This window comes from Tomitella gaofuii (genome assembly GCF_014126825.1).
GTDB lineage: Bacteria > Actinomycetota > Actinomycetes > Mycobacteriales > Mycobacteriaceae > Tomitella > Tomitella gaofuii.
Genome location: NZ_CP059900.1, coordinates 2,267,832 through 2,289,320 on the forward strand (window position 1 = coordinate 2,267,832; position 21,489 = coordinate 2,289,320).

20 protein-coding genes and 1 pseudogene are annotated in these 21,489 nt (G+C 72.3%); 1 reads left to right on the forward strand and 20 read right to left on the reverse strand.

Annotated features, from left to right (window positions below; genetic code table 11):
- Positions 1-67 precede the first annotated feature (67 nt).
- The 16 genes and pseudogenes from metK to H4F70_RS10700 form a co-directional block, all read right to left on the reverse strand.
- Positions 68-1,291 (reverse strand): methionine adenosyltransferase, encoded by a 1,224-nt coding sequence (gene metK, locus H4F70_RS10625; protein WP_182357165.1) that lies wholly within the window; start codon positions 1,289-1,291, stop codon positions 68-70.
- A 218-nt stretch (positions 1,292-1,509) separates the two neighbouring features.
- Positions 1,510-2,775, reverse strand: coding sequence for a bifunctional phosphopantothenoylcysteine decarboxylase/phosphopantothenate--cysteine ligase CoaBC (coaBC, locus tag H4F70_RS10630; protein ID WP_182357166.1), 1,266 nt, complete (start codon positions 2,773-2,775; stop codon positions 1,510-1,512).
- Complete coding sequence (rpoZ, locus tag H4F70_RS10635; RefSeq protein WP_372435320.1) at positions 2,772-3,074, reverse strand: DNA-directed RNA polymerase subunit omega; 303 nt, start codon at positions 3,072-3,074, stop codon at positions 2,772-2,774. The genes coaBC and rpoZ overlap by 4 nt, the downstream gene beginning before the upstream one ends.
- Positions 3,075-3,141: 67 nt before the next feature.
- The gene (gmk, locus tag H4F70_RS10640) at positions 3,142-3,753 is read right to left on the reverse strand and encodes a guanylate kinase (protein ID WP_235681041.1); all 612 of its coding nucleotides are present in this window, start codon (positions 3,751-3,753) and stop codon (positions 3,142-3,144) included.
- Positions 3,754-3,758: 5 nt separating this feature from the next.
- A complete protein-coding gene (gene mihF, locus H4F70_RS10645; RefSeq protein WP_143908163.1) occupies positions 3,759-4,076 on the reverse strand; it encodes an integration host factor, actinobacterial type in 318 nt (105 codons plus the stop codon).
- Between the two features lie 456 nt (positions 4,077-4,532).
- The gene (locus tag H4F70_RS10650) at positions 4,533-5,777 is read right to left on the reverse strand and encodes a glycosyltransferase 87 family protein (RefSeq protein ID WP_182357167.1); all 1,245 of its coding nucleotides are present in this window, start codon (positions 5,775-5,777) and stop codon (positions 4,533-4,535) included.
- 103 nt (positions 5,778-5,880) lie between these two features.
- A pseudogene (gene pyrF / locus H4F70_RS10655) lies at positions 5,881-6,645 on the reverse strand (orotidine-5'-phosphate decarboxylase); the annotation flags it as partial.
- Entirely contained in the window at positions 6,642-9,974 is a 3,333-nt protein-coding gene (gene carB, locus H4F70_RS10660) for a carbamoyl-phosphate synthase large subunit (RefSeq protein ID WP_182357168.1), read from the reverse strand. The gene carB and the pseudogene pyrF, both read right to left, overlap by 4 nt.
- 94 nt (positions 9,975-10,068) lie before the next feature.
- The gene (gene carA, locus H4F70_RS10665) at positions 10,069-11,223 is read right to left on the reverse strand and encodes a glutamine-hydrolyzing carbamoyl-phosphate synthase small subunit (RefSeq protein ID WP_182348669.1); all 1,155 of its coding nucleotides are present in this window, start codon (positions 11,221-11,223) and stop codon (positions 10,069-10,071) included.
- Positions 11,220-11,777, reverse strand: a complete 558-nt coding sequence (locus H4F70_RS10670; protein WP_235681042.1) for a PH-like domain-containing protein — start codon at positions 11,775-11,777, stop codon at positions 11,220-11,222. Before H4F70_RS10670 ends, carA begins: the two co-directional genes overlap by 4 nt.
- Positions 11,778-13,103: a dihydroorotase gene (locus H4F70_RS10675; protein WP_182357169.1), complete on the reverse strand. Its 1,326-nt coding sequence runs from the start codon at positions 13,101-13,103 to the stop codon at positions 11,778-11,780.
- A 104-nt stretch (positions 13,104-13,207) separates the two neighbouring features.
- Positions 13,208-14,155, reverse strand: a complete 948-nt coding sequence (locus H4F70_RS10680) for an aspartate carbamoyltransferase catalytic subunit (RefSeq protein WP_182357170.1) — start codon at positions 14,153-14,155, stop codon at positions 13,208-13,210.
- Positions 14,152-14,808: a bifunctional pyr operon transcriptional regulator/uracil phosphoribosyltransferase PyrR gene (gene pyrR, locus H4F70_RS10685; protein ID WP_220471692.1), complete on the reverse strand. Its 657-nt coding sequence runs from the start codon at positions 14,806-14,808 to the stop codon at positions 14,152-14,154. Before pyrR ends, H4F70_RS10680 begins: the two co-directional genes overlap by 4 nt.
- A gap of 204 nt (positions 14,809-15,012) precedes the next feature.
- Positions 15,013-15,564: a transcription antitermination factor NusB gene (gene nusB / locus H4F70_RS10690; protein ID WP_182357172.1), complete on the reverse strand. Its 552-nt coding sequence runs from the start codon at positions 15,562-15,564 to the stop codon at positions 15,013-15,015.
- A 1-nt stretch (position 15,565) separates the two neighbouring features.
- On the reverse strand, positions 15,566-16,129 hold the full coding sequence (gene efp / locus H4F70_RS10695) for an elongation factor P (RefSeq protein ID WP_182348665.1): 564 nt from the start codon (positions 16,127-16,129) through the stop codon (positions 15,566-15,568).
- A 147-nt stretch (positions 16,130-16,276) separates the two neighbouring features.
- Positions 16,277-17,482: a M24 family metallopeptidase gene (locus H4F70_RS10700; protein WP_235681043.1), complete on the reverse strand. Its 1,206-nt coding sequence runs from the start codon at positions 17,480-17,482 to the stop codon at positions 16,277-16,279.
- A 72-nt stretch (positions 17,483-17,554) separates the two neighbouring features.
- Between H4F70_RS10700 and H4F70_RS10705 the strand changes: the two genes are divergently transcribed.
- Positions 17,555-18,055: a B-4DMT family transporter gene (locus H4F70_RS10705; RefSeq protein WP_182357173.1), complete on the forward strand. Its 501-nt coding sequence runs from the start codon at positions 17,555-17,557 to the stop codon at positions 18,053-18,055.
- A 47-nt stretch (positions 18,056-18,102) separates the two neighbouring features.
- On the opposite strand, the gene aroQ is transcribed toward H4F70_RS10705, so the two are convergent.
- Genes aroQ through aroC form a run of 4 tightly spaced genes read right to left on the reverse strand, consistent with a single transcriptional unit; the run spans position 18,103 to position 21,459 of the window.
- Positions 18,103-18,531 carry a type II 3-dehydroquinate dehydratase gene (gene aroQ, locus H4F70_RS10710; protein ID WP_182357174.1) on the reverse strand — a complete coding sequence of 143 codons (429 nt, stop codon included), beginning with the start codon at positions 18,529-18,531 and terminating at the stop codon, positions 18,103-18,105.
- Entirely contained in the window at positions 18,528-19,652 is a 1,125-nt protein-coding gene (gene aroB, locus H4F70_RS10715; protein ID WP_182357175.1) for a 3-dehydroquinate synthase, read from the reverse strand. Before aroB ends, aroQ begins: the two co-directional genes overlap by 4 nt.
- The gene (locus H4F70_RS10720; protein WP_182357176.1) at positions 19,649-20,272 is read right to left on the reverse strand and encodes a shikimate kinase; all 624 of its coding nucleotides are present in this window, start codon (positions 20,270-20,272) and stop codon (positions 19,649-19,651) included. Before H4F70_RS10720 ends, aroB begins: the two co-directional genes overlap by 4 nt.
- Complete coding sequence (gene aroC / locus H4F70_RS10725; RefSeq protein ID WP_182357177.1) at positions 20,272-21,459, reverse strand: chorismate synthase; 1,188 nt, start codon at positions 21,457-21,459, stop codon at positions 20,272-20,274. Before aroC ends, H4F70_RS10720 begins: the two co-directional genes overlap by 1 nt.
- Positions 21,460-21,489 lie beyond the last annotated feature (30 nt).

The following is a 21,489-nucleotide window of genomic DNA, read 5'->3' on the forward strand; positions in this document are numbered from 1 at the left end:
ATCCCGTGCACGTTCACGCGTCGGAACGCGCACGGGATGCTTGGTCGGTGCGGGTATTCGGCTGCGACTACAGCCCCGCCAGCGCGCGCAGCTCGGCGGCCTTGTCGGTGCGCTCCCAGGGCAGGTCGACATCGGTGCGCCCGAAGTGGCCGTAGGCGGCGGTCTGCCCGTAGATCGGCCGCAGCAGGTTCAAATCGCGCACGATGGCGCCCGGCCGCAAGTCGAACGCCTCGGAGATGAGCGACTGGATCTTCGACGGGTCGATCTGCTCGGTGCCGAAGGTCTCCACGAACAGGCCCACCGGGGCGGCCTTGCCGATCGCGTACGCCACCTGCACCTCGATGCGCTCGGCCAGCCCGGCGGCCACGGCGTTCTTCGCCACCCAGCGCATGGCGTATGCGGCCGAGCGGTCCACCTTGGACGGGTCCTTGCCGGAGAATGCGCCGCCGCCGTGGCGGGCCATGCCGCCGTAGGTGTCGACGATGATCTTGCGGCCGGTCAGCCCGGCGTCGCCCATCGGCCCGCCGAGCGCGAACTTGCCGGTGGGGTTGACCAGAAGGCGGACGTCGGAGGTGTCCAATGCGGCCCCGGACTCGGCGATGTCGGCGAGCACGGGCGCCAGCACCTTGTCGCGGATGTCGGGCAGCAGCATGTTGTCCAGGTCGATGTCCGCGGCGTGCTGCGTGGACACGACGATCGTGTCCAGGCGCACCGGGCGGTCGCCCGCGTACTCGATGGTGGCCTGCGTTTTGCCGTCGGGCCGCAGATACGGCAGCACCCCGTCCTTGCGCACGGCGGTGAGCCGGCGCGACAGCCGGTGCGCCAGCGCGATGGGCATGGGCATGAGTTCGGGGGTGTCACGGCAGGCGTACCCGAACATCAGGCCCTGGTCGCCGGCCCCCTGCCGGTCGATCGCGTCGTCGGAGTCGTCCACCCGTGATTCGTAGGCGGTGTCCACGCCCTGCGCGATGTCGGGCGACTGGGCGCCGATGGCGATGTTGACGCCGCACGAATTGCCGTCGAACCCCTTCGACGACGAGTCGTAGCCGATCTCGAGGACCTTGTCGCGGACGATGTGCGGGATGTCGACGTAGGCGCCGGTGGTCACCTCGCCCACCACGTGCACCTGCCCGGTGGTGACCAGCGTCTCCACGGCGACGCGGCTGGCCGGGTCGGCGGCGAGCATCGCGTCGAGGATCGAATCGCTGATGGCGTCGCAGATCTTGTCCGGGTGGCCCTCTGTCACCGACTCGCTGGTGAACAGCCGATGTCCCGGGTGGTTCACTGACATTTCTCTCCCAAGGCTCTCGTCACGGATCGCTTCTCGTGTGTCGCACGGCCCGCGCGGGGCGCGGCCTGCACGCCGTTGAGGCTGGTATGAGGGCTCTCGTCATCAGCCAGGATGAAACGGGTACCCACCGACCTTATGCCTCCCGGCCGTGCCGGGGCCGCAAGGGGTCCGCCGTGCGGGGGCGGCCGGGCCGGTGCCGGGCGCCCGGCGTGCGGGGGTCAGCGACGACAGTGGCCGTCGCCGAGCAGGGCGGTCACCGCGTCGAGGATGCGGCTGGACATCAGCGATTTGGACCCGTGCTCGATGGCGCGTTCCGCCCCGTCCGCGGCCAGCAGCCATCCGTCGTTGGAGTCGAGGCCGAAGGTCCTGTCGTCCCCCACCGTGTTGACGACCAGCAGGTCGCAGCCCTTGCGCGCCAGCTTGACGCGGCCGTGGTGCAGGGCGTCGCCGTCGGCGTCACCGGTCTCCGCGGCGAAGCCCACGATCACCCGCGGCGCGGGCAGTCCCCCGTCGCCGCGGCGCGCGACGAGGCCCCGGAGGATGTCGGGGTTGCGGGTCAGTGGCACCGCGTCGGGCTCGCTGTCCGCACCCTTCTTCATCTTCGCGTCGGCGCGGGCGGCCGGCCGGAAATCAGCGACGGCGGCGGCCATGATCACGACCTCGGCCTCCGCGGCGGCCGCGTCGACGGCGGACTCGAGCTCGGCGGCGGTGCCGATGCGCTCCACACGGACGGCCGGCGGGTCGGGAAGGCCCGTCGACGCCGCGGCGATGAGCGTCACCTGCGCGCCGCGCTGCGCGGCCAGCCGGGCCAGCGCGTAGCCCTGCTTGCCGGAGCTGCGGTTGCCCAGGAAGCGCACCGGGTCCAGCGGTTCACGGGTGCCCCCCGCGGTGACCACCATGCGCACCCCCTCGAGGTCGCGGGGCATCGCGTCGGGGCGTTCGAGGAGGAGATCAGCGAGCATGCAGATCTCGCCGGGGTCCGGGAGGCGTCCCGCCCCGGAATCCGCGCCGGTGAGCCGTCCCGAGGCCGGTTCGACGACGACGGCGCCGCGGGAACGCAGCGTCGCCGCGTTCTCGACGGTGGCCGGGTGCTCCCACATCTCGGTGTGCATGGCCGGCACGAACATGACGGGGCAGCGCGCGGTGAGCAGGGTGGCGGTGAGCAGGTCGTCCGCACGGCCGTGCGCGGCCCGGGCCATCAGGTCGGCCGTCGCCGGCGCGATCACGACCAGGTCGGCCTCCTGGCCCAGGCGCACGTGCGGCACCGCCGGCACGTCGGCGAAGACTCCGGTGTGCACCGGATTGCCCGACAGCGCCTCGAAGGTGGCGGAGCCGACGAACGCCAGCGCCGCCTCGGTGGGCACCACGTGCACGGTGTGCCCGGCCTCGGTGAAGTGCCGGATCACCGAGCACGACTTGTAGGCGGCGATGCCGCCGCCCACCCCGACGACGATGCGCCGGGGTGCCGCGGACGGGCCGCTCACTCGCCTTCGGTGTGCTCGAGGAGATCCGCGTGGATCTCCCGCATGGCGATCGACAGCGGCTTCTCCTGCAGGCCCGGCTCGACGAGCGGGCCGACGTACTCGAGGATGCCCTCGCTGAGCTGGTTGTAGTAATCGTTGATCTGGCGCGCCCGCTTGGCGGCGTAGATCACCAGCGCGTACTTCGACGACACGCGCTCGAGAAGCTCGTCGATGGGCGGATTGGTGATGCCCAGCGGGGTGTCGTACGGCCGCACGGCCTCGGCCACCGCGGATTCGCCTGCATCGACCTTGCTGCTCACTCGCATTTCTCCTGACATCACTGCCTGACAACCCTGTTGCGGCGGTGGTTGTGATTGTGAAGGGGGATCATCCCTGCCCGGGACCGATCATCAATGATACCAACTCGTCCACGGCGTGGTCGACGCTGTCGTTGACGACGACGTGGTCGAACTCGTCCTGCGCCGCCAGCTCGGTCCGGGCGGTCTCCAGCCGACGGGCCACCACGGACGGATCCTCCGTGCCGCGCCCCGTGAGGCGGGTCACCAGGTCATCCCAGCTCGGCGGCGCGAGGAACACGAAGCAGGCGTCCGGCCGGGCGGCGCGCACCTGTCGCACGCCGGCGAGGTCGACCTCGAGCAGCACCGGGTGTCCCTGGGCGAGAGCGTCGCCGATAGGAGCGGCCGGAGTCCCGGACCGTTGGAGGCCGCCGTGGATCTCCGCCCATTCGAGCAGCTCGCCCCCGTCGACCATGCGCTGGAAACCCTCGTCGCCGACGAAGTGGTAGTCGACGCCGTCGACCTCCCCCGGCCGGGGCGCGCGCGTGGTGGCCGAGACACTGAAGACCAGGTCCGGGACGCGCCGGCGGAGCTCCCGGACCACGGTGGACTTGCCCACGGCCGAGGGGCCGGCCAGTACCACCAGCCGGCCCCTCGGTCCGTCGTTCGGGCGCATCGGCACCGGATCGGTGCGTGCGTCCATGGGGATCACTCGAAGTCGAACTTGGCCAGCAGGGCCTTGCGCTGACGGTCGCCGAGGCCGCGCAGGCGGCGGGTGGGGGCGATCTCGAGCTCGGTCATGATCTCCTGCGCCTTGACCTTGCCCACCTTCGGCAGGGCCTCGAGCAGCGCGGAGACCTTCATCTTGCCGAGGATCTCGTCGGTCTCGGCGTCCTTGAGCACCTGCTTGAGGTCGGTGCCGCCGCGCTTGAGGCGCTCCTTGAGCTCAGCCCTGGCCTTGCGAGCGGCTGCCGCCTTCTCCAGAGCAGCAGCCCGCTGCTCGTCGGTCAACTGGGGAAGGGCCACGGTTCCTCCGTCTCATCGTGTACGTGGATCATCGGTCTGCATCGTCCACCGCGCGTCCCGGTCGCGCAAGTGTCGCGATCACCGCAGGTGGACAGCAGCGATAGCGACCGTACTCAGCCCCCGGGGCATTTGCGAACCCGCCCCCGCCCTGGTCGGCCCGCATCGTCGCCGCGGCTCGCCCGGACGTGCAGCTCCGGAACGGCGCCCTGCGGCGGGCCATCGCCGCCCGCCCCGCCACGACGCCGCCGGGAGCGAAGACTGTTTCCGCAGGTCACATGATGTGCGGAAGGATCTGGCGCTGTGCGATGACGCAGGTGGCACCGCGTGGTGCAACGCCCCGTCCGCGGGATCGCCGGCCCCGTGCGGAGCCCGCGAAAAAATTGTTCCGCCGCGCGCATCCCGCGCGTGTCGCGCGGGATCGGCGCACGTCGACGGCGGTACGGAAGCGCGCCGGGCTCACCGGGCGTGCGGTCGTCCGTCGCGGACCTCCCGTGCACGGGCACGCCACTCCCCCGCGTCACTTTTCCGGGGTCCTCCCGGGGCCGCCAACCCGATCATCGCGGCGGCCGCGGCGATCATGATCGCCTCGGTGCCGAGGCGGTCGAGCACGGCGACACCTGTCCCCCCCGCGGCCACCAGCGGCGCGGTGCGGGCGAAAGCGGCGATGGTCACCGCCGCGGCGAGCACGCGCGCGGCCCGCGCTGCGGTACTCCCACCCGACTCCACGGACCGGGGCGGAGACCACAGCAGGCCCACGGCGGGCACCAGCCACACGTAATGGTGGGTCCAGGCCACGGGCAGCATCATCTCGACCCCCAGTGCGACGACGACGAGCGCGGCCACCGCCCCTCGGGAACGCGCGGCGCGCAGTGCGCCCCACACCGTCAGCGGTACGAGGAGCAGGCAGGCCGCAGCCCAGGAGGCGAGGACGGTCCGATCGGTCGCGTCCGCGGGCAGCGTGCGCAGGAGCATGCCGCGGAGGGACTGGTTGCCCGCCACGGCGGGGTCGCCCACCCCGACCCGGTCGGCCAGGCCCGGCACCACGTCGACGACGTACGCGCGCGTGGGGCCCGGCAGGACGGCGAGGGCCAGCAGCGTGCAGGCGATGGCGGCTGCGGCGCCGACGGCGACCGTGCGCCACCGGCGCCGCAGCAGCGGCACGGCCAGATAGGCCGCGGGGATGAGCTTCACCGCCGCCGCGCAGCCGGTGAGGGCGCCGCGCGGCAGCCACGCGGGCAGCCGCACGGCGCGGTCCGCGTCCACCAGGCACACCGCCATCAGCAGCAGGCCCACCTGCCCGTAGCCGAGGTGATCGGCCACCGGCCCCGAGGCCGCCCAGAACCCGGTCAGCCCCAGCAGCCACCAGGTGCGGCGGCGCCGTCCCGCCAGGAACGCGCGGTATCCCACCGCCACCGCCACCGACAGCGCGCACACGTTGACGATGGCCCAGAGCCACTGCGCCGCACTCCACCCCGTGGCGGCGAGGGGCACGGCGGCCAGCGCGGCGAACGGCGGATAGGTGAACGGCACCCGCGCGGCGCCCTGCGGCCCGCCGTAGAGGCCGTTGCCGGCGAGCACGGAGCGGCCGGCCTCGAAATACACCCGCAGGTCGATGCCGTGCACGGTGTCGCACAGCCGGAACAGCGCGGTGATCGCCGCCGCGCAGGCGGCGACGGCGAGCCACCGGCCGCGCCAGGTCACCGCAGCGCGGCCTCGACCCGTCGCGGGTCCGCTCGGCGCTCGCGCGCACCCGGTCCGGGTCGGGGCCCGCCCGCAAGATCGCGCGCGACGAGTTCGGGATGAGCAGCCCGGTGGCACCCGCGAAGATGCCGGGCAGGTCGTCCGCCGACGCGCCCTGGGCGCCGAGGCCGGGCGCGAGGATCGGCCCGGTGAACCCGTCCAGGCGGAGCCCGTGCGCGCGCGTGGCGCCACGACCAGACCCACGGTGCCCGTGTCGTCCTCCGCGGCGCCGTCGACGATCGACTGCGCGACGCTGACGCCGCCCGTCGCCGGGCCGTCGCCGGGGCCGGCATCCGGGTTCCCCGCCAGCCGTGCCGTCTGCACCCGCACGGCCCTCCGGGTTGGAGGTGCGCGCGAGCACGAACACCCCGCGGCCGGTTCCGGCCGCCTGGTCGACGGCCGGGGCGAGCGCACCGAGGCCCAGATACGGGACCGCGGTCATGGCGTCGACCGACAGCGGCGCGCCGTCGGCCAGCCAGGCACGGGCGTAGGCGGCCATCGTCGACCCGATGTCGCCGCGTTTGGCGTCGGCGAGCGTCAGCGCGCCGGCCTCGCGGAGCCGCGCCACGGCGCTCTCGAGCACCGCGAGCCCGGCCGCGCCGTACTCCTCGAACATCGCGACCTGCGGCTTGACCACCGCGACGGACGGGCCCAGGGCCCGTACGCACACGTCCGTGAACGCCGCCAGTCCGTCGGCGCTGCGCGGCAGGCCCCAGGCCTCGAGCAGCTCCGGGTGGGGGTCGATGCCCGCGCACAGCCGGCCCCGCTCCGCGACCGCCGCGCGCAGGCGGCCGGCGAATCCGGCGGCCCCCGGGCCGGACGCGGTCACGCGCCCGCGCCGGCGCGCAGGTGCGCGTGCAGATCCTGCAGCGAGCGCACGCCGATCTCGCCGCGGATCATCGCCTCGACGCCCTGCACGGCGGCCGCCGCGCCCTGCACCGTGGTGATGCACGGCGTGGAGGTGGCGATGGCGGCGCTGCGGATCTCGTAGCCGTCCACGCGGGGGCCCGAGGTGCCGAACGGCGTGTTGATCACCAGGTCCACCTTGCGGTCGCGCAGCAGCTCCACGATCGAGTCCTGCCCGTCGCGCTCGTCGGAGAACTTGGCGATCTCGGTGGCCTTGATCCCGTTGCGCCGCAGCATCTCCGCGGTACCCACCGTGGCCAGGACGGTGAAGCCGAGGTCGGCCAGCCGCTTGACCGGGAACACCATGGCGCGCTTGTCCCGGTTGGCCACGGACACGAACACCGTGCCGCTGGTGGGCAGCGCGGACGACGCACCGATCTGGCTCTTCGCGAAAGCGGTGCCGAAGTCCTTGTCGATGCCCATGACCTCGCCCGTGGACTTCATCTCGGGGCTGAGCAGCGTGTCGATGCCGGTGCCGTCCGCCTTGCGGAACCGGTTGAACGGCAGCACGGCCTCCTTGACGGCCACCGGCGCCTCCTCGGCCACCGTGCCCCCGTCGCCGGTGGCGGGCAGCACGCCCGCGGCGCGCAGCTGGGCGATCGACTCGCCCAGCATGATCCTCGCGGCCGCCTTGGCGAGCGGTACACCCGTCGCCTTGGACACGAACGGCACCGTGCGGCTGGCGCGCGGGTTGGCCTCGAGCACGTAGAGCACGTCGTCCTTGAGGGCGTACTGCACGTTCATCAGGCCGTGCACGCCGATGCCCTTCGCCAGGGCCTCGGTGGACCGACGCACCGCCTCGACGTCCTGGCGGCCCAGGGTGATCGGCGGCAGCGCGCACGCCGAGTCGCCGGAGTGGATCCCGGCCTCCTCGATGTGCTCCATCACCCCGCCCAGGTACACCTCGTCGCCGTCGCAGAGGGCGTCCACGTCGATCTCGATGGCGTCCTCGAGGAAGCGGTCGACGAGCACCGGGTGGTCGGAAGACAGCTCGGTGGCGCGGGAGATGTAGCCCTCGAGCGAGGCTTCGTCGTAGACGATCTCCATGCCCCGCCCGCCCAGCACGTAGGAGGGGCGCACGAGCACCGGGTAACCGATGTCGGAGGCGATGGCGCGGGCCTGCTCGTAGGTGGTGGCGGTGCCGAACCGCGGCGCCGGCAGCTCCGCCCCGGTGAGCACCTTGCCGAACTCGGCGCGATCCTCCGCCAGGTTGATGGCGCCGGGGGTGGTGCCGACGATCGGCAGCCCGGCCGCCTCGAGACGTTCGGCCAGACCCAGCGGCGTCTGCCCGCCGAGCTGCACGATGACCCCGGCGACCGTGCCGGAGGCGCTCTCCGCCTGGTAGACCTCCAGGACGTCCTCGAACGTGAGAGGCTCGAAGTAGAGCCTGTCGGCGGTGTCGTAGTCGGTGGAGACGGTCTCCGGGTTGCAGTTGACCATCACCGTCTCGTAGCCCACCTCGGACAGCGTGGTGGCCGCGTGCACGCACGAGTAGTCGAACTCGATGCCCTGGCCGATCCGGTTGGGGCCGGAACCCAGGATGAGCACCTTCGGCTTGACGCGCTGCTCGGCCACCTCGGACTGGCCGTCGGCGTGCAGCTCGTAGGTCGAATAGTGGTACGGGGTCCTCGCCTCGAACTCGGCGGCGCAGGTGTCGACGGTCTTGAACACGGGCCGCACGCCCAGCCGGTGGCGCAGGTCGCGCACGCCGTCCTCGCCGGCGAGCTCGGGCCGCAGCACCGCGATCTGGCGGTCGGACAGACCCTCGTTCTTCGCGACCCGGAGCAGGGCCTCGTCCACCACCGGGGCGTCGATGATCCGGGACCGGAGCTCCACCAGCCCCTCGACCTCGGCGATGAACCACGGGTCGAGCGCCGAGGCCTCGTGGACCTGGTCGATGGTGGCGCCGTACCGCAGCGCGCGCTCGATGTCGTACATGCGCCCCTCGCGCGGGGTGCGCAGGCGCTCGAGGACCGCGTCCACCGTGTCGCCTTCGGGGTCGGGCACCGTCCAGAACCCGGTGCCGCCGTGCTCGAGCGAGCGCAGCACCTTGCCGAGGGCCTCGGAATAGCTGCGGCCGATGGCCATGGCCTCGCCCACCGACTTCATCGTGGTGGTGAGCGTGCCGTCCGCACCGGGGAACTTCTCGAACGCGAAGCGCGGGGCCTTGACGACGACGTAGTCGAGCGTCGGCTCGAACGACGCGGGCGTCTCGCCGGTGATGTCGTTGACGATCTCGTCGAGCGTGTAGCCGATGGCCAGCCGCGCCGCGATCTTGGCGATGGGGAATCCGGTGGCCTTGGAGGCCAGCGCGCTCGAGCGGGACACGCGCGGGTTCATCTCGATGACGGTCATGCGGCCGTCGGCGGGGTTGACGGCGAACTGGATGTTGCAGCCGCCGGTCTCCACCCCGACCGCCCGCAGGATCTCGATGCCCAGCGTGCGCATCTTCTGGTACTCGCGGTCGGTGAGCGTCATCGACGGGGCGACGGTCACCGAGTCGCCGGTGTGCACGCCGATGGCGTCGACGTTCTCGATGGAGCAGACGATGACGACGTTGTCCTTGTTGTCGCGCATCAGCTCCAGCTCGTACTCCTTCCAGCCGAGGATCGACTCCTCGATGAGCACGTTCGCGGTGGGCGAGGCGTCCAGGCCGCCGCCGGCGATCCGGTCGAGATCCTCGTAGGTGAACGCCAGGCCGGAGCCCAGCCCGCCCATGGTGAAGCTCGGACGCACCACCACCGGCAGGCCGAGCTCCTCGACGGCCTCATACACCTCGTCCATGGTGTCGCAGGCGCGGGAGCGGGCGCTCTCGCCGCCGACGGACTCGACGATGTCCTTGAACATCTGCCGATCCTCGCCGCGCTGGATGGCGGGGATGTCGGCGCCGATGAGCTCCACTCCGTGCTTGGCGAGCAGCCCCTGCGCGTCCAGCTGCACGGCCGCATTGAGGGCGGTCTGGCCGCCGAGGGTCGCCAGGACGGCGTCGATCGGGTGGCCCTGCTCCCGCTCGCGGAGGAAGATCTTCTCGATCACCTCGGGCGTGATGGGCTCGACGTAGGTGGCGTCCGCGTACTCCGGGTCGGTCATGATGGTGGCCGGGTTGGAGTTGACGAGCGTGACGCGCATGCCTTCGGCCTTGAGCACGCGGCAGGCCTGGGTGCCCGAATAGTCGAACTCGCAGGCCTGGCCGATGACGATGGGGCCGGAGCCGATCACCAGGATGTGTGCGATGTCGTTGCGGCGTGGCATTACTTCAGGCCTGCCTTCCTGTGGAGGTCTGTGCGGCGGGGGGTGCGGCGGGGGGTGCGGCGGGGCGGCGTGGGTGCCGCGATCGGCGGGGCGTTCACTTGCCGCCCGACTTCCCGGCGCGGGCCATGAGTGCGTCGTACCGGTCGAACAGGTAGCGGGCGTCGTGCGGGCCGGCGGCCGCCTCCGGGTGGTACTGGACGGAGAACGCGGTGCCGTCGAGCAGTTCGACGCCTTCGACGGTGCCGTCGTTGGCGCACACGTGGCTCACCCTTGCGCGGCCGAAGGGCGTGTCGAACTCCTCGCCCCGCTCGCCTTCCAGGGCGAAGCCGTGGTTCTGCGAGGTGATCGAGACGCGGCCGGAGGCCTCGTCGATCACCGGGATGTTCATGCCGCGGTGGCCGAAGCGCATCTTGTACGTGCGCCGGCCCAGCGCGCGGCCCAGGATCTGGTTGCCGAAGCAGATGCCGAACATCGGGATGCCCTTGCCGATGACGCCCCGCGTGAGCTGCACCGCGGCGTCGGCGGTGGCGGGGTCGCCGGGGCCGTTGGACAGGAAGAACCCGTCGGGCCGGATGGCCTCCACCTGGTCGAGGGTGGCGGTGGACGGCAGCACGTGCACGCGGCACCCGCGCAGCGCGAGCTGCTCCGGGATGGACGCCTTCATGCCCAGGTCCACCGCGGCCACCTCGAAGCGGGGTGCGCCCGCGGGCTCGATGACGTAGCCCGAGTCGGTGCTCACCTCGCGGGCCAGGTCGGCGCCGAGCATCTCCGGCTGGGCCTGCACGATGCGCTGCAGGCCGTCCACGGGCCCCAGCGACGCGCCGGAGAAGATCCCCGCCCGCATCGCGCCCTTGTCGCGCAGGTGGCGGACGACGGCGCGGGTGTCGATGCCGGAGATGCCCACGATCCCCTGACGCACCAGCTCGTCCTCGAGCGAGCCGCGGTCGGCCCGCCAGTTCGACACCATCCGCGAAGGTTCGCGGATGGCGTAACCTGCGACCCAGATCGTGTCGGCGGGCGTGCCGTCGTCTGCGCGCGATTCGCTGTCGTGCGAATTCCACCCGGTGTTGCCGATCTGGGGGGCCGTGGCCACCACGATCTGCCGGTGATAGCTGGGATCGGTGAGGGTCTCTTGGTATCCGGTCATGCCGGTGCAGAACACGGCCTCACCGAGGGTCTGCCCCTGCGCCCCGTACCCGGAGCCCCGGAACACCTTCCCGTCTTCGAGTACGAGAACCGCGTCGCTCACTTCTGTTCCTTCCTCTCGGTTTCCCGGCCGGCCTGCTCCGGGTCTGTCGTCTTGTCGCCGCCGAACTCGGCCAGCCAGCGCGGATACACCGACTTGTCGTCGCCGCGGAAACCGGTGTCGATCTCCACCGCACCGTCGACGCCGGCCGGGCGCCAGCGGATCACCAGCAGCCCGTCCCTGGTCATCACCTTCCCGGCGAGCCTGCGGTCGGTGCGCACGGACACGATGGCGGTGCGCGGGATCCACAAGGCCTCCGCGTCCTGCCGCTCCACCAGCACTCCCTCGCGGTAGCCGGTGAGCGCGGCCAGCGCGCGCACGCCCAGCCCGTGCACGGTGACGCGGGCCTGCCAGTTCCCTGCCAGCGACGAACCCACGTACAGCCCGCTGGTTTCGTCGACGGTGGGGCGCGTCAGCTTGCGCGGGACCGGGTGCAGATCGCCCACCGCGCCCTGCTGGAATCGGCCGCGGCGCCGCCAGCCTTTCCACATCAGGTAGACGCACAGTGCCCAGATGGCCACCGCCGCAAGCACCGTGATCGTGTTCAGCCACAACATCTAGTGGGCCCTGACCTTTCCGTCGACGCAGGTCACGCGGCCTCGGAGCAGGGTCGCGCGGACCCGCGCGGGCAGTGTGAGTTCTTCGTACGGGGTGTTGTCCGCGATGCTGGCGAGCTCGGCTCCCCGCACCGTCCAGGCGGAGTCCGGGTCGACCACCGTCAGGTTGGCCGTCTCCCCCACCCCGATGGGCCGCCCGTGGTCGGGCAGGCCGGTGATCCGGGCGGGCCGCTCGCTCATCACCGCGGCCACACCGCGCCAGTCGAGCAGCCCGGGCCCGACCATCGTCTGTGCGACGACGCCCAGCGCGGTCTCGAGGCCCAGCATGCCGGGGCGCGCCTGCGAGAACTCGCAGCACTTGTCCTGTGCGGCGTGCGGGGCGTGGTCGGTGGCCACGCAGTCCACCACGCCCTCGGCGAGCGCCGCCCGCAGCGCCTCGGCGTCGGACGCTTCGCGCAGCGGCGGGTTGACCCGGAAGATGCCGTCGTAGGTTTCGAGGCGCGCATCGTCGAGCATCAGGTGGTGCGGGGTCACCTCCGCGGTGATGTCGATCCCCTGGCCCTTGGCCCAGCGGATCAGCTCCACCGTCCCCGCGGTGGACGCGTGGCAGATGTGCACGCGCGCGCCCGCGTCGCGGGCCAGCAGCGCGTCGCGGATGACGATCGACTCCTCCGCCGCGCGCGGCCATCCGGCGAGGCCCAGCCGGGCGGCGGTGGGCCCCTCGTGGGCCACCGCGCCCTCGGTGAGCCGCGGCTCCTCGGCGTGCTGGGCGATGAGCACGTCCAGCCCCCGGGCGTACTCCAGGGCCCGGCGCATGATCAGCGGATCGGCGACGCAGTGTCCGTCGTCGGAGAACAGGCGCACCGACGCCGTCGAGGCCGCCATGACGCCCATCTCGGCGAGCTCGGCCCCGGCAAGCCCCTTGGTGACCGCGCCCACGGGGTGCACGTCGACCAGGCCCACCGTCCGGCCCTGCGCGTAGACGTGGTCGGTGACCACCGCGGTGTCGGCGACGGGGTCGGTATTGGCCATCGCGAACACGGCCGTGTAACCGCCGCGGGCCGCGGCGGCCGAGCCGGAGCGCACCGTCTCGGCGTCTTCGCGTCCCGGCTCGCGCAGGTGGGTGTGCATGTCGACGAAGCCGGGCAGCAGCACGGTGCCGGCCGCCTCGATGACCTCGGCGCCCGGCCCGTCCCCCGCCGCGTCGGGCGTTGCCTCCAGCGTGCCCGCCGGGACGATGCGCGTGATCACGCCATCCTCGATGAGCACGTCCACGGGGTCGCCCTCGCCGTAGGGGCGTGTGCCCGTGATCAGTACCGTCGTCACGCCGCCGTCCTCGCTTCCATGTGTGCCCCCGGTCCTCCGGAACTGTGCGCCCCGAGGGCCCGGGGCCGTGTGTCCTGCACTGCCTGGGGAGCCCGGCCACCCATCTACGCGTCGGCCTGTTCGCCCACGAGCAGCCGGAACAGCACCGCCATCCGCACGTGCACGCCGTTGGCCACCTGCTGGAGCGGGGCGGCCTGCGGCGAGTCTGCGACGGAATAGCCGATCTCCATTCCCCGGAGCATCGGGCCCGGGTGCAGGATCACCGCCTGCTCCGGCAGCATCCGCCGGCGCGTCTCGTTGAGGCCGTAGCGGATCGCGTACTCGCGGGCGCTCGGAAAGAATCCGCCGCGCATCCGTTCGGCCTGCACGCGCAGCATCATCACCGCGTCCAGGCCCGGCAGCTCGGAGTCCAGATCGTGCGCGACGGTGACCCCCCAACCGTCCGCTCCCAGCGGCATCAGCGTGGGCGGGGCGATGAGGACGACCTCCGCGCCCAGCATGGTCAGCAGCAGCGCGTTCGAGCGCGCCACCCTGCTGTGCACGATGTCGCCGACGATCCCTACGCGCCGGCCCTCGAATCCGCCGAGCCTGTCGCGCAGGGTCAGGGCGTCGAGCAGCGCCTGCGTAGGGTGCTCGTGCGTGCCGTCGCCCGCGTTGATCACCGCGGGTGCCACGCCGTCGGGGGCCATCTCGGCGGTCCAGCGGGCCACCTGCCGGGGGGCGCCGGAGGAGGGGTGGCGCACGATGAGGGCATCCGCGCCGATGGCGTGCAGCGTCGCCGCGGTATCGCGCAGCGACTCGCCCTTGCGCACCGACGACGTGCTCGCGCTGACGTTGATGACGTCCGCGCTCATCCACTTGCCCGCCACCTCGAACGACGCGCGTGTGCGGGTGGAGTTCTCGAAGAACACCGTCATGACGGTGCGCCCGCGCAGCGTCGGCAGTTTGCGCACCTCGCGGCCGAGCAGTGCCGCCTTGAAGCGGTCGGCCTCGTCGAGCAGGTCGAGGGCGGAGTCTCGCGTGAGGTCGCCGATGGAAAGCAGGTGCTTCATCGCCTGGCCTCCCCGTCGCCGTCCAGAGCGGCGCCGTCCGGTGCTTGCGCGCCCTGCGCCGGACCTTCCTGCGCGCCGAGCATGACCGCGTCGGCGCCGTCGTACTCGCTCAGGCGCACCGACACGGTCTCGCTGCGCGCGGTGGGGATGTTCTTGCCCACGTAGTCGGCGCGCAGCGGCAGTTCGCGATGCCCTCGGTCGACGAGGACGGCGAGCTGTACGCTGCGGGGCCGGCCCAGGTCGCGCAGCGCGTCGAGCGCGGCGCGGACGGTGCGGCCGGAGTAGAGGACGTCGTCGACGAGGATCACGGTGGAGCCGTCCACCCCGCCGATGGGGATCGAAGTCCGCTCGAGCGGACGGTGCGGTTTGCCGCGGAGATCGTCGCGGTACAGCGTGATGTCCAGCGCGCCGACGGGGACGCGTACCCCGCTGAACTCGGTGATGCGCTCCGCCAGCCGGGCGGCGAGCGGGGCACCGCGGGTGGGGATGCCGATGAGGATCACGGGATGCTCGGACGATGCGGTGTCCAGAGCCGTCTTCTCGATGATCTGGTGCGCCATGCGCGCGACGGTGCGGGCGACGTCGGATTCCGACATCAGCTCACGCTCACCCGCCGGGCGGGGTGCGGGGTTGTGGGGACCGTTTGCGGGCACGGGAAGCCGCGACCTCCTTCTCCGCCTCACTGGACGGACCGTTAAAGGATGTCTTGCGGGGACCACAATAGCAGCATGAATGCAGGCGGCCCCGCCGAAACCCCCGCGGACCGGCTGTGAAACCGGCCACGAGGGCTCGACGGGGCGCTTGCGTACTGGAGGGTGCCGGCCACGCGTCGCGCCGACGGGGCGGCTACTGGACGGCTACTGCCGGCCGGGCGCCGCGTCGTCCGGCTCGGAAGCCGCGCTGTCCTGACCGGGGGCCGCGTCGTCGGCGGCCTCCGGCCGCTCTGTGACGGGCACGGCCGCCGCGGCGGCCCGCACCTGCGGTGCCACGACGACGATGCGGCCGAGGACGCCGTTGATGAACGCGGGCGACTCGTCGGTGGAGAGTTGCTTGGCCAGCTCCACCGCCTCGTCGACGGCGACCACCGGTGGCACGTCGGTGTAGAAGAGTTCCCACACGGCCAGCCGCAGGATCGCGCGGTCCACCGCCGGCAGCCGCTCCAGCCGCCAGCCCTCGAGGTAGGACGCGATGGTGTCGTCGATGCGTTCGCCGTGGGTTCCGACGCCCTCGAGCAGCGACATCGTGAACTCGTTCACGGTCTTGATGGTGTCGTCCTCGGCGGCGTAGCTGCGCCGTTCACGCGCCAGCTCGGCCGGCCCCACCCCGCGCGCCTCCGCCTCGAAGAGCAGGTCGACGCTGCGGCGGCGGGCCTTGTGGCGGGTGCCGTGCCTTCTGATCCGATCGCCCACGTCAGTCGTTCACGCGGCTCAGGTAGCTGCCGTCACGCGTGTCCACCTTGAGCTTGTCGCCGGTGTTGATGAACAGCGGGACCTGGATCTCCGCGCCGGTCTCCATGGTGGCGGGCTTGGTGCCGCCGGTGGAACGGTCGCCCTGCAGGCCGGGGTCGGTGTGGCTGACGACGAGGTCCACCGACACCGGCAGCTCCACGTACAGGGGAGCGTCCTCGTGGAACGCGATCTGCACCGTCATGTTCTCCAGCAGGAAGCGGGCGCCGTCGCCCATCAGCTCCGCGCCGATCTGAACCTGATCGAAGGTCTCGGCGTCCATGAACACGAAGTCCGCGCCGTCCTGGTACAGGTACGTCATATCGCGGCGGTCGACGGTCGCCGTCTCCACCTTCACCCCGGCGTTGAAGGTCTTGTCGACGGTCTTGCCCGACGTGACGTTCTTGAGCTTCGTCCGCACGAAGGCGGGGCCCTTGCCGGGTTTGACGTGCTGGAACTCGACGATCTGCTGGAGCTGGCCTTCGATCTTCAGCACGAGCCCGTTCTTGAAGTCACTGGTCGATGCCACTGTCTGCCTTTCTCGTTCTGGTGCCGCACCCGCGTGCGCAGGCCGGTCCTGAGCGCCGGTGGTGGTCCGTCGTGCAGGGCGCTCGCCTGCCGACCCGGCGTGCCGAGACGCCCCGGGCCGGCCGAGGCGCGACGCTGCGGGCGCCGGCTACACGACCCGCAGCTCCTTGCCGGTGCGGGTGAGGATCTCGGCACCGCCGTCGCGGACCACGAGGGTGTCTTCGATGCGGACGCCGCCGCGGCCCGCGTGGTACACGCCGGGCTCGACGGTGACCACCGCGCCCGCAGGAAGTGTACCGGTGGCCCCGGACGACACCGGCGGCGCTTCGTGCACCCGCATTCCCACCCCGTGTCCCAGCCCGTGGGTGAACAGGTCCCCTGCCCCGGCCTCGTCGATCACCGCACGCGCCGCGCGGTCCACGTCGGCGCCGGTGACCCCGGCGCGGACGGCCGCGACACCCGCCTCCTGCGCCCGGCGCACCAGTGCGTAGACGTCCCGCTGGAACGCGTCCGCCTCCCCGAGGACCACCGTGCGGGTCATGTCCGAGTTGTAGCCGCCGACCACCGCGCCGAAGTCCATCTTGATCAGGTCGCCGCGGCGCAGGACGTCGTCGGTGGGGCGGTGGTGCGGAATCGCCGAGTTCGCCCCGCAGGCGATGATGGTCTCGAAGGCGATCGCCTCGGCGCCGTGCTCGAACATGAGCCACTCGAGCCGCCGGGCCACCTGCCGCTCGGTGCGGCCCGGCGCCAGCGCCCCCTCGTCGAGCAGGTCGCGCAGCGCCGCATCGCCGATGGCGCAGGCCCGGGCGATGAGTGCGATCTCGCCGTCGTCCTTGACCATCCGGACGTCCTCCACCACGCCCGTCAGCGGGACCAGGTCGGCCGCGGCGGGCGCCGACGCGAGGCGCTCGGCGAGCGCAGCATGGGCCGCCACGCTCATCGCGGCGGCCTCGAAGCCGACGCGGACGGCGTCGGCACCCGCGCCGGGGTGCCGGGCGAGCCGCTCGGACAGCACTGCGTGCGCGCAGTCGCGGTCGATGAGCACGCGAAGGCCCGGGGCCTGCTGCGCCGCCTGCGCGGTGTACCGGCCGTCCGTGGCCAGCACCGTGCCGTCGTCCGGTCCGCCCGCCGGATCCGTGCCGGCAGACTCTTCGCCGGAGGGGTCGACGAGGAGCAGGGCCGCGTTGGAGCCGGTGAACCCGGTCAGGTAGCGCACGTTGACCAGGTCGGTGACCACCAGCATCGCCACGCCGTGCGCACGGAGCGCGGAGCGCACGGCGGCGCGCCTGCGGGCATGCACGCACTGCGCCGGCAGGTCCGCATGGTCGGGAAGGGGCACGTGGGGATCGGTCACGCCGCACACGCTACCGACCGTCGACCTGTGGGTCAGGCCACAGGCAACTTACCGGCCCGTTAGTATCGGTGCATGTTCAGTTGGGTACTGCGATCGATCGTGATGACAGTGGTGCACGTCGTAGGGCGCGTCATCCTCGGCGTGGCCGTCACCACGGCCCCCCTGCACGGCACGGTGTCGCGCTATACGGCATTGGCGATCGTGGTGCTCATCGCGCTCGTGTGGGCCGGGATCGACGGCGTGATCGACGCGCGCCGTCACCCGCTGGTGGAGGACCGGGACGACCTGATCATGCGGTGGATCGGCACGGGCCTGGTCACCGGCCTGGCCGCAGGCTTCCTCTGCCACCTGCTCGAGGCCGCGGGGCTGGAGGGCATCGGGTCGCGCACCTGGTTCTTCGACCTCACCTCCGGCGCCGCCGGCACCGCGCTGATGATCATCCTGCCCGCGGCCATCGGCATCGGGCTCGGCCGGTGGATCGGCAAGTCCGGGGCCGACCCGGACGAGGAGGCGGAGGAGCGTCGGCAGCGCCGGCACGACATCGCGCTCAGTGGCGTCGGCGGCGAGGAGTAGCGGGACGGGGCGCCGCCTGCGAGGCCCGTCGGGCTCCGCAGGCTCGGTCAGCTTGCGAGGAAGCGGATCGCCGCGTCGTAGCCGGCCACGCCGAGGCCCACGATCACGCCGGTGGCGACGGGGCTCAGGAAGGAATGGTGCCGGAACTCCTCGCGCGCGTGCACGTTGGAGATGTGCACCTCGACCAGCCGGTCCAGCTCCGCGCAGGCGTCGCGCAGCACCACCGAGGTGTGGGTGAGACCGCCCGCGTTGAGCACCACCGGGTCGCCGTCGTCGGCGGCCTGGTGGATCCACTCGAGCAGCTGCCCCTCGTGGTCGGACTGCCGCACCAGCACGTCGACGCCCAAGGCCGCGCCCAGCTCCGTGCACCTGCGCGTCAGGTCGGCGTGCGTGGTGGCGCCGTACACCTCCGGTTGCCGGGTGCCCAGCCGCCCCAGGTTGGGGCCGTTGATCACCTGGATCCGGGCGGCGCTCACAGGAACACTCCGCGGCTGCCCGGCGCATTGTTGCGCGAGACCTCGGAGTACGCACCGGCGATGAGCGTCGGATCGGGCGCCTCGAGCCGGCCGGGCTTGGCGAGACCGTCGAGCACGACGAACCGGAGCATGCCGGAGCGGTTCTTCTTGTCGGACTGCATGCGCTCGAGCAGCGCGGGCAGCGCGTCCGGGTCGTACGTGGTGGGCAACCCCAGCGCGGACAGCACCGTGCGGTGCCGGTCGGCGGTGGCGTCGTCGAGACGCCCGGCCAGCCGGGCGAGCTCCGCGACGAAGACCATACCCACCGCGACCGCGGCGCCGTGCCGCCACTTGTAGTGCTCGAGCCGTTCGATGGCGTGGCCCAGTGTGTGCCCGTAGTTGAGGATCTCCCGCAGGCTCGACTCGCGCAGGTCCTGCGAGACCACGTCGGCCTTGACCTGGATGGCGCGGCGCACCAGCTCGGGAAGCACCGCGCCCGCCGGGTCCAGCGCCGCCTCCGGGTCGGCCTCCACCAGGTCGAGGATTTCCGGGTCGGCGATGAACCCTGCCTTCACCACCTCGGCCATTCCGGAGATGATCTCGTTGCGCGGCACCGTCTCCAGGGTGGCGAGGTCGACGAACACCGCGGCGGGTTCGTGGAACGAGCCGACGAGGTTCTTGCCGGCGTCGGTGTTGATGCCGGTCTTGCCGCCCACCGCCGCATCCACCATGGCCAGCAGCGTGGTGGGGATGTGGACGACGCGCACGCCGCGCATCCACGTGGCGGCCACGAAGCCGGCGAGGTCGGTGGCCGCTCCCCCGCCGAGGCTGATCACCGCGTCCTGGCGGCCCAGCCCGATGCGCCCGAGCACCTCCCAGCAGAACCCCGCGACGGGCAGTTCCTTGCCTTCCTCGGCATCGGGGATCTCGATGCGGTGCGCGTCGATCCCGGCGTCCGCGAGCTGTTCACGGACCACCTCCGCCGTCTCGGTGAGCGTGGGCTGGTGGAAGATCGCCACGGTGCGCGTGCCGCGCAGTTCGTCCACGATGTCGCCCAGCAGCCCGCGCCCGATCACCACCGGGTACGGGCACTCCCCTGCCACCTGCACGCGGACCGGCTCGGCCGGCGTCGTATCGCTCACCTGCGACCTCCTGGGATCTCGTGGTGCTGTTCATCGTGGGTGACGCCTCCCCCGCCGGGGCCGCCGGAGGCGTCGGTTGCGGACGATCCGAGCAGCGCGGCGATCTCGCGGACCACCTTGCCGGGGCTGCGTCTGTCCGTGTGGACCACGAGCGTGGCCACTTCTTCATACAGCGGGCGCCGCTCGCCGATGAGCGCGCGGTACCGCCCCGCGGGGTCGTCGCCCCGCAGCAGCGGCCGCGTCTCGTCGTCCTTGCCGGGCTGTCCGCGCAGCTGGCCGGCGATCCCGGTACGCAGCAGCCCCTCGTGGGCGCTGATGTCGAGGAACACCACGGTGTGCCCGCGCAGCAGCGCACGGGTGCGCGCGGAGAGCACCGCGCCGCCGCCGAGCGAGACCACGCCGTCGGAGCTTTGCAGCGACTCGCGGACGACGTCCTCTTCGATGCCGCGGAACGCTTCCTCCCCGTCGGCGGCGAAGATCTCGCGGATCGGTCGGCCCTCACGGCGCTCCACCTCGGCGTCGGTGTCGACGATGCCGACGCCGAGCGCTGCGGCGAGCCGCCGGCCGATGGTGGACTTCCCGGCGCCGGGCGGCCCCACCATCACTGCGCGCGGGGCCATCAGTGCTCGAGCCGTTCCCGGACCGCACTGAGGTAGCCCTGCACGTTGCGCCGGGTCTCGGCGAGCGCGTCGCCGCCGAACTTCTCCAGCGCCGCCTGCGCCACCACCAGCGCCACCATCGACTCGGCGACCACCCCGGCCGCCGGCACCGCGCACACGTCCGAGCGCTGGTGGATGGCCACGGCCTCGCCCCCGGAGGCCATGTCCACGGTCTTCAGTGCGCGCGGCACCGTGGAGATGGGTTTCATCGCCGCGCGGACGCGCAGCGGTTCGCCGTTGGTCATGCCGCCTTCGAGGCCGCCGGCCCGGTTGGTGGAGCGGACGATGCCGTCCGGTCCCGGCACCATCTCGTCGTGCGCCAGGCTGCCGCGGCGGCGGGCGGTCTCGAACCCGTCGCCGATCTCGACGCCCTTGATGGCCTGGATACCCATGAGCGCACCGGCCAGGCGCGAGTCGAGCCGGTCGGCGCCGGAAGTGAACGAGCCGATACCCACGGGCAGGCCGCCGACCACCACCTCCACGACCCCGCCGAGCGTGTCGCCCTGCTTCTTGGCGGCGTCGATCTCGGCGATCATCGCCTCCTCCCCCGCCTTGTCGAGTGCGCGCACGGGGCTCGCGTCGATGCGGTCCCTGTCGTCGTAGGCGGGCACGCCGGGATCGTCCGCGCCGGCGCCGCCGATCTGGACCACGTGCGAGACCACCTCCACGCCCAGCGCCTGCCGCAAGAATGCGCGGGCGACCGTGCCGGCGGCGACGCGGGCCGCCGTCTCGCGGGCGCTGGCACGCTCCAGCACCGGGCGTGCGTCGTCGAAGCCGTACTTGAGCATGCCCGAATAGTCGGCGTGGCCGGGCCTCGGCCGGGTGAGTGGGGCGTTGCGCGCCTGATCGGTGAGCTCGGCGGGGTCGATGGGGTCGGCCGACATGACCTGTTCCCACTTGGGCCATTCGGTGTTGCCGATCTGGATGGCGACGGGACCGCCGAGCGTCGTCCCGTGGCGTACGCCGCCGAGGATGGTGACCTGATCCGCCTCGAACTTCATCCGGGCGCCGCGGCCGTAGCCGAGGCGGCGGCGGGCCAGCTCGCCCGCGATATCGTCGGTGGTCACCTCGACCCCGGCCACCATGCCCTCGAGCATGGCGACGAGGGCGGGACCGTGGGATTCTCCGGCAGTCGTCCAACGCAGCACGGACCCAATCCTGCCATGCGCCCGGCGACT

Bases quoted from the DNA above. Each gene is read 5' to 3' on its own strand.
- metK (WP_182357165.1), bottom strand. From the start codon at position 1,291: ATGTCAGTGAACCACCCGGGACATCGGCTGTTCACCAGCGAGTCGGTG.
- gmk (WP_235681041.1), bottom strand. From the start codon at position 3,753: ATGGACGCACGCACCGATCCGGTGCCGATGCGCCCGAACGACGGACCG.
- carB (WP_182357168.1), bottom strand. From the start codon at position 9,974: ATGCCACGCCGCAACGACATCGCACACATCCTGGTGATCGGCTCCGGC.
- H4F70_RS10670 (WP_235681042.1), bottom strand. From the start codon at position 11,777: ATGTTGTGGCTGAACACGATCACGGTGCTTGCGGCGGTGGCCATCTGG.
- H4F70_RS10680 (WP_182357170.1), bottom strand. From the start codon at position 14,155: ATGAAGCACCTGCTTTCCATCGGCGACCTCACGCGAGACTCCGCCCTC.
- H4F70_RS10705 (WP_182357173.1), top strand. From the start codon at position 17,555: ATGTTCAGTTGGGTACTGCGATCGATCGTGATGACAGTGGTGCACGTC.
- H4F70_RS10720 (WP_182357176.1), bottom strand. From the start codon at position 20,272: ATGGCCCCGCGCGCAGTGATGGTGGGGCCGCCCGGCGCCGGGAAGTCC.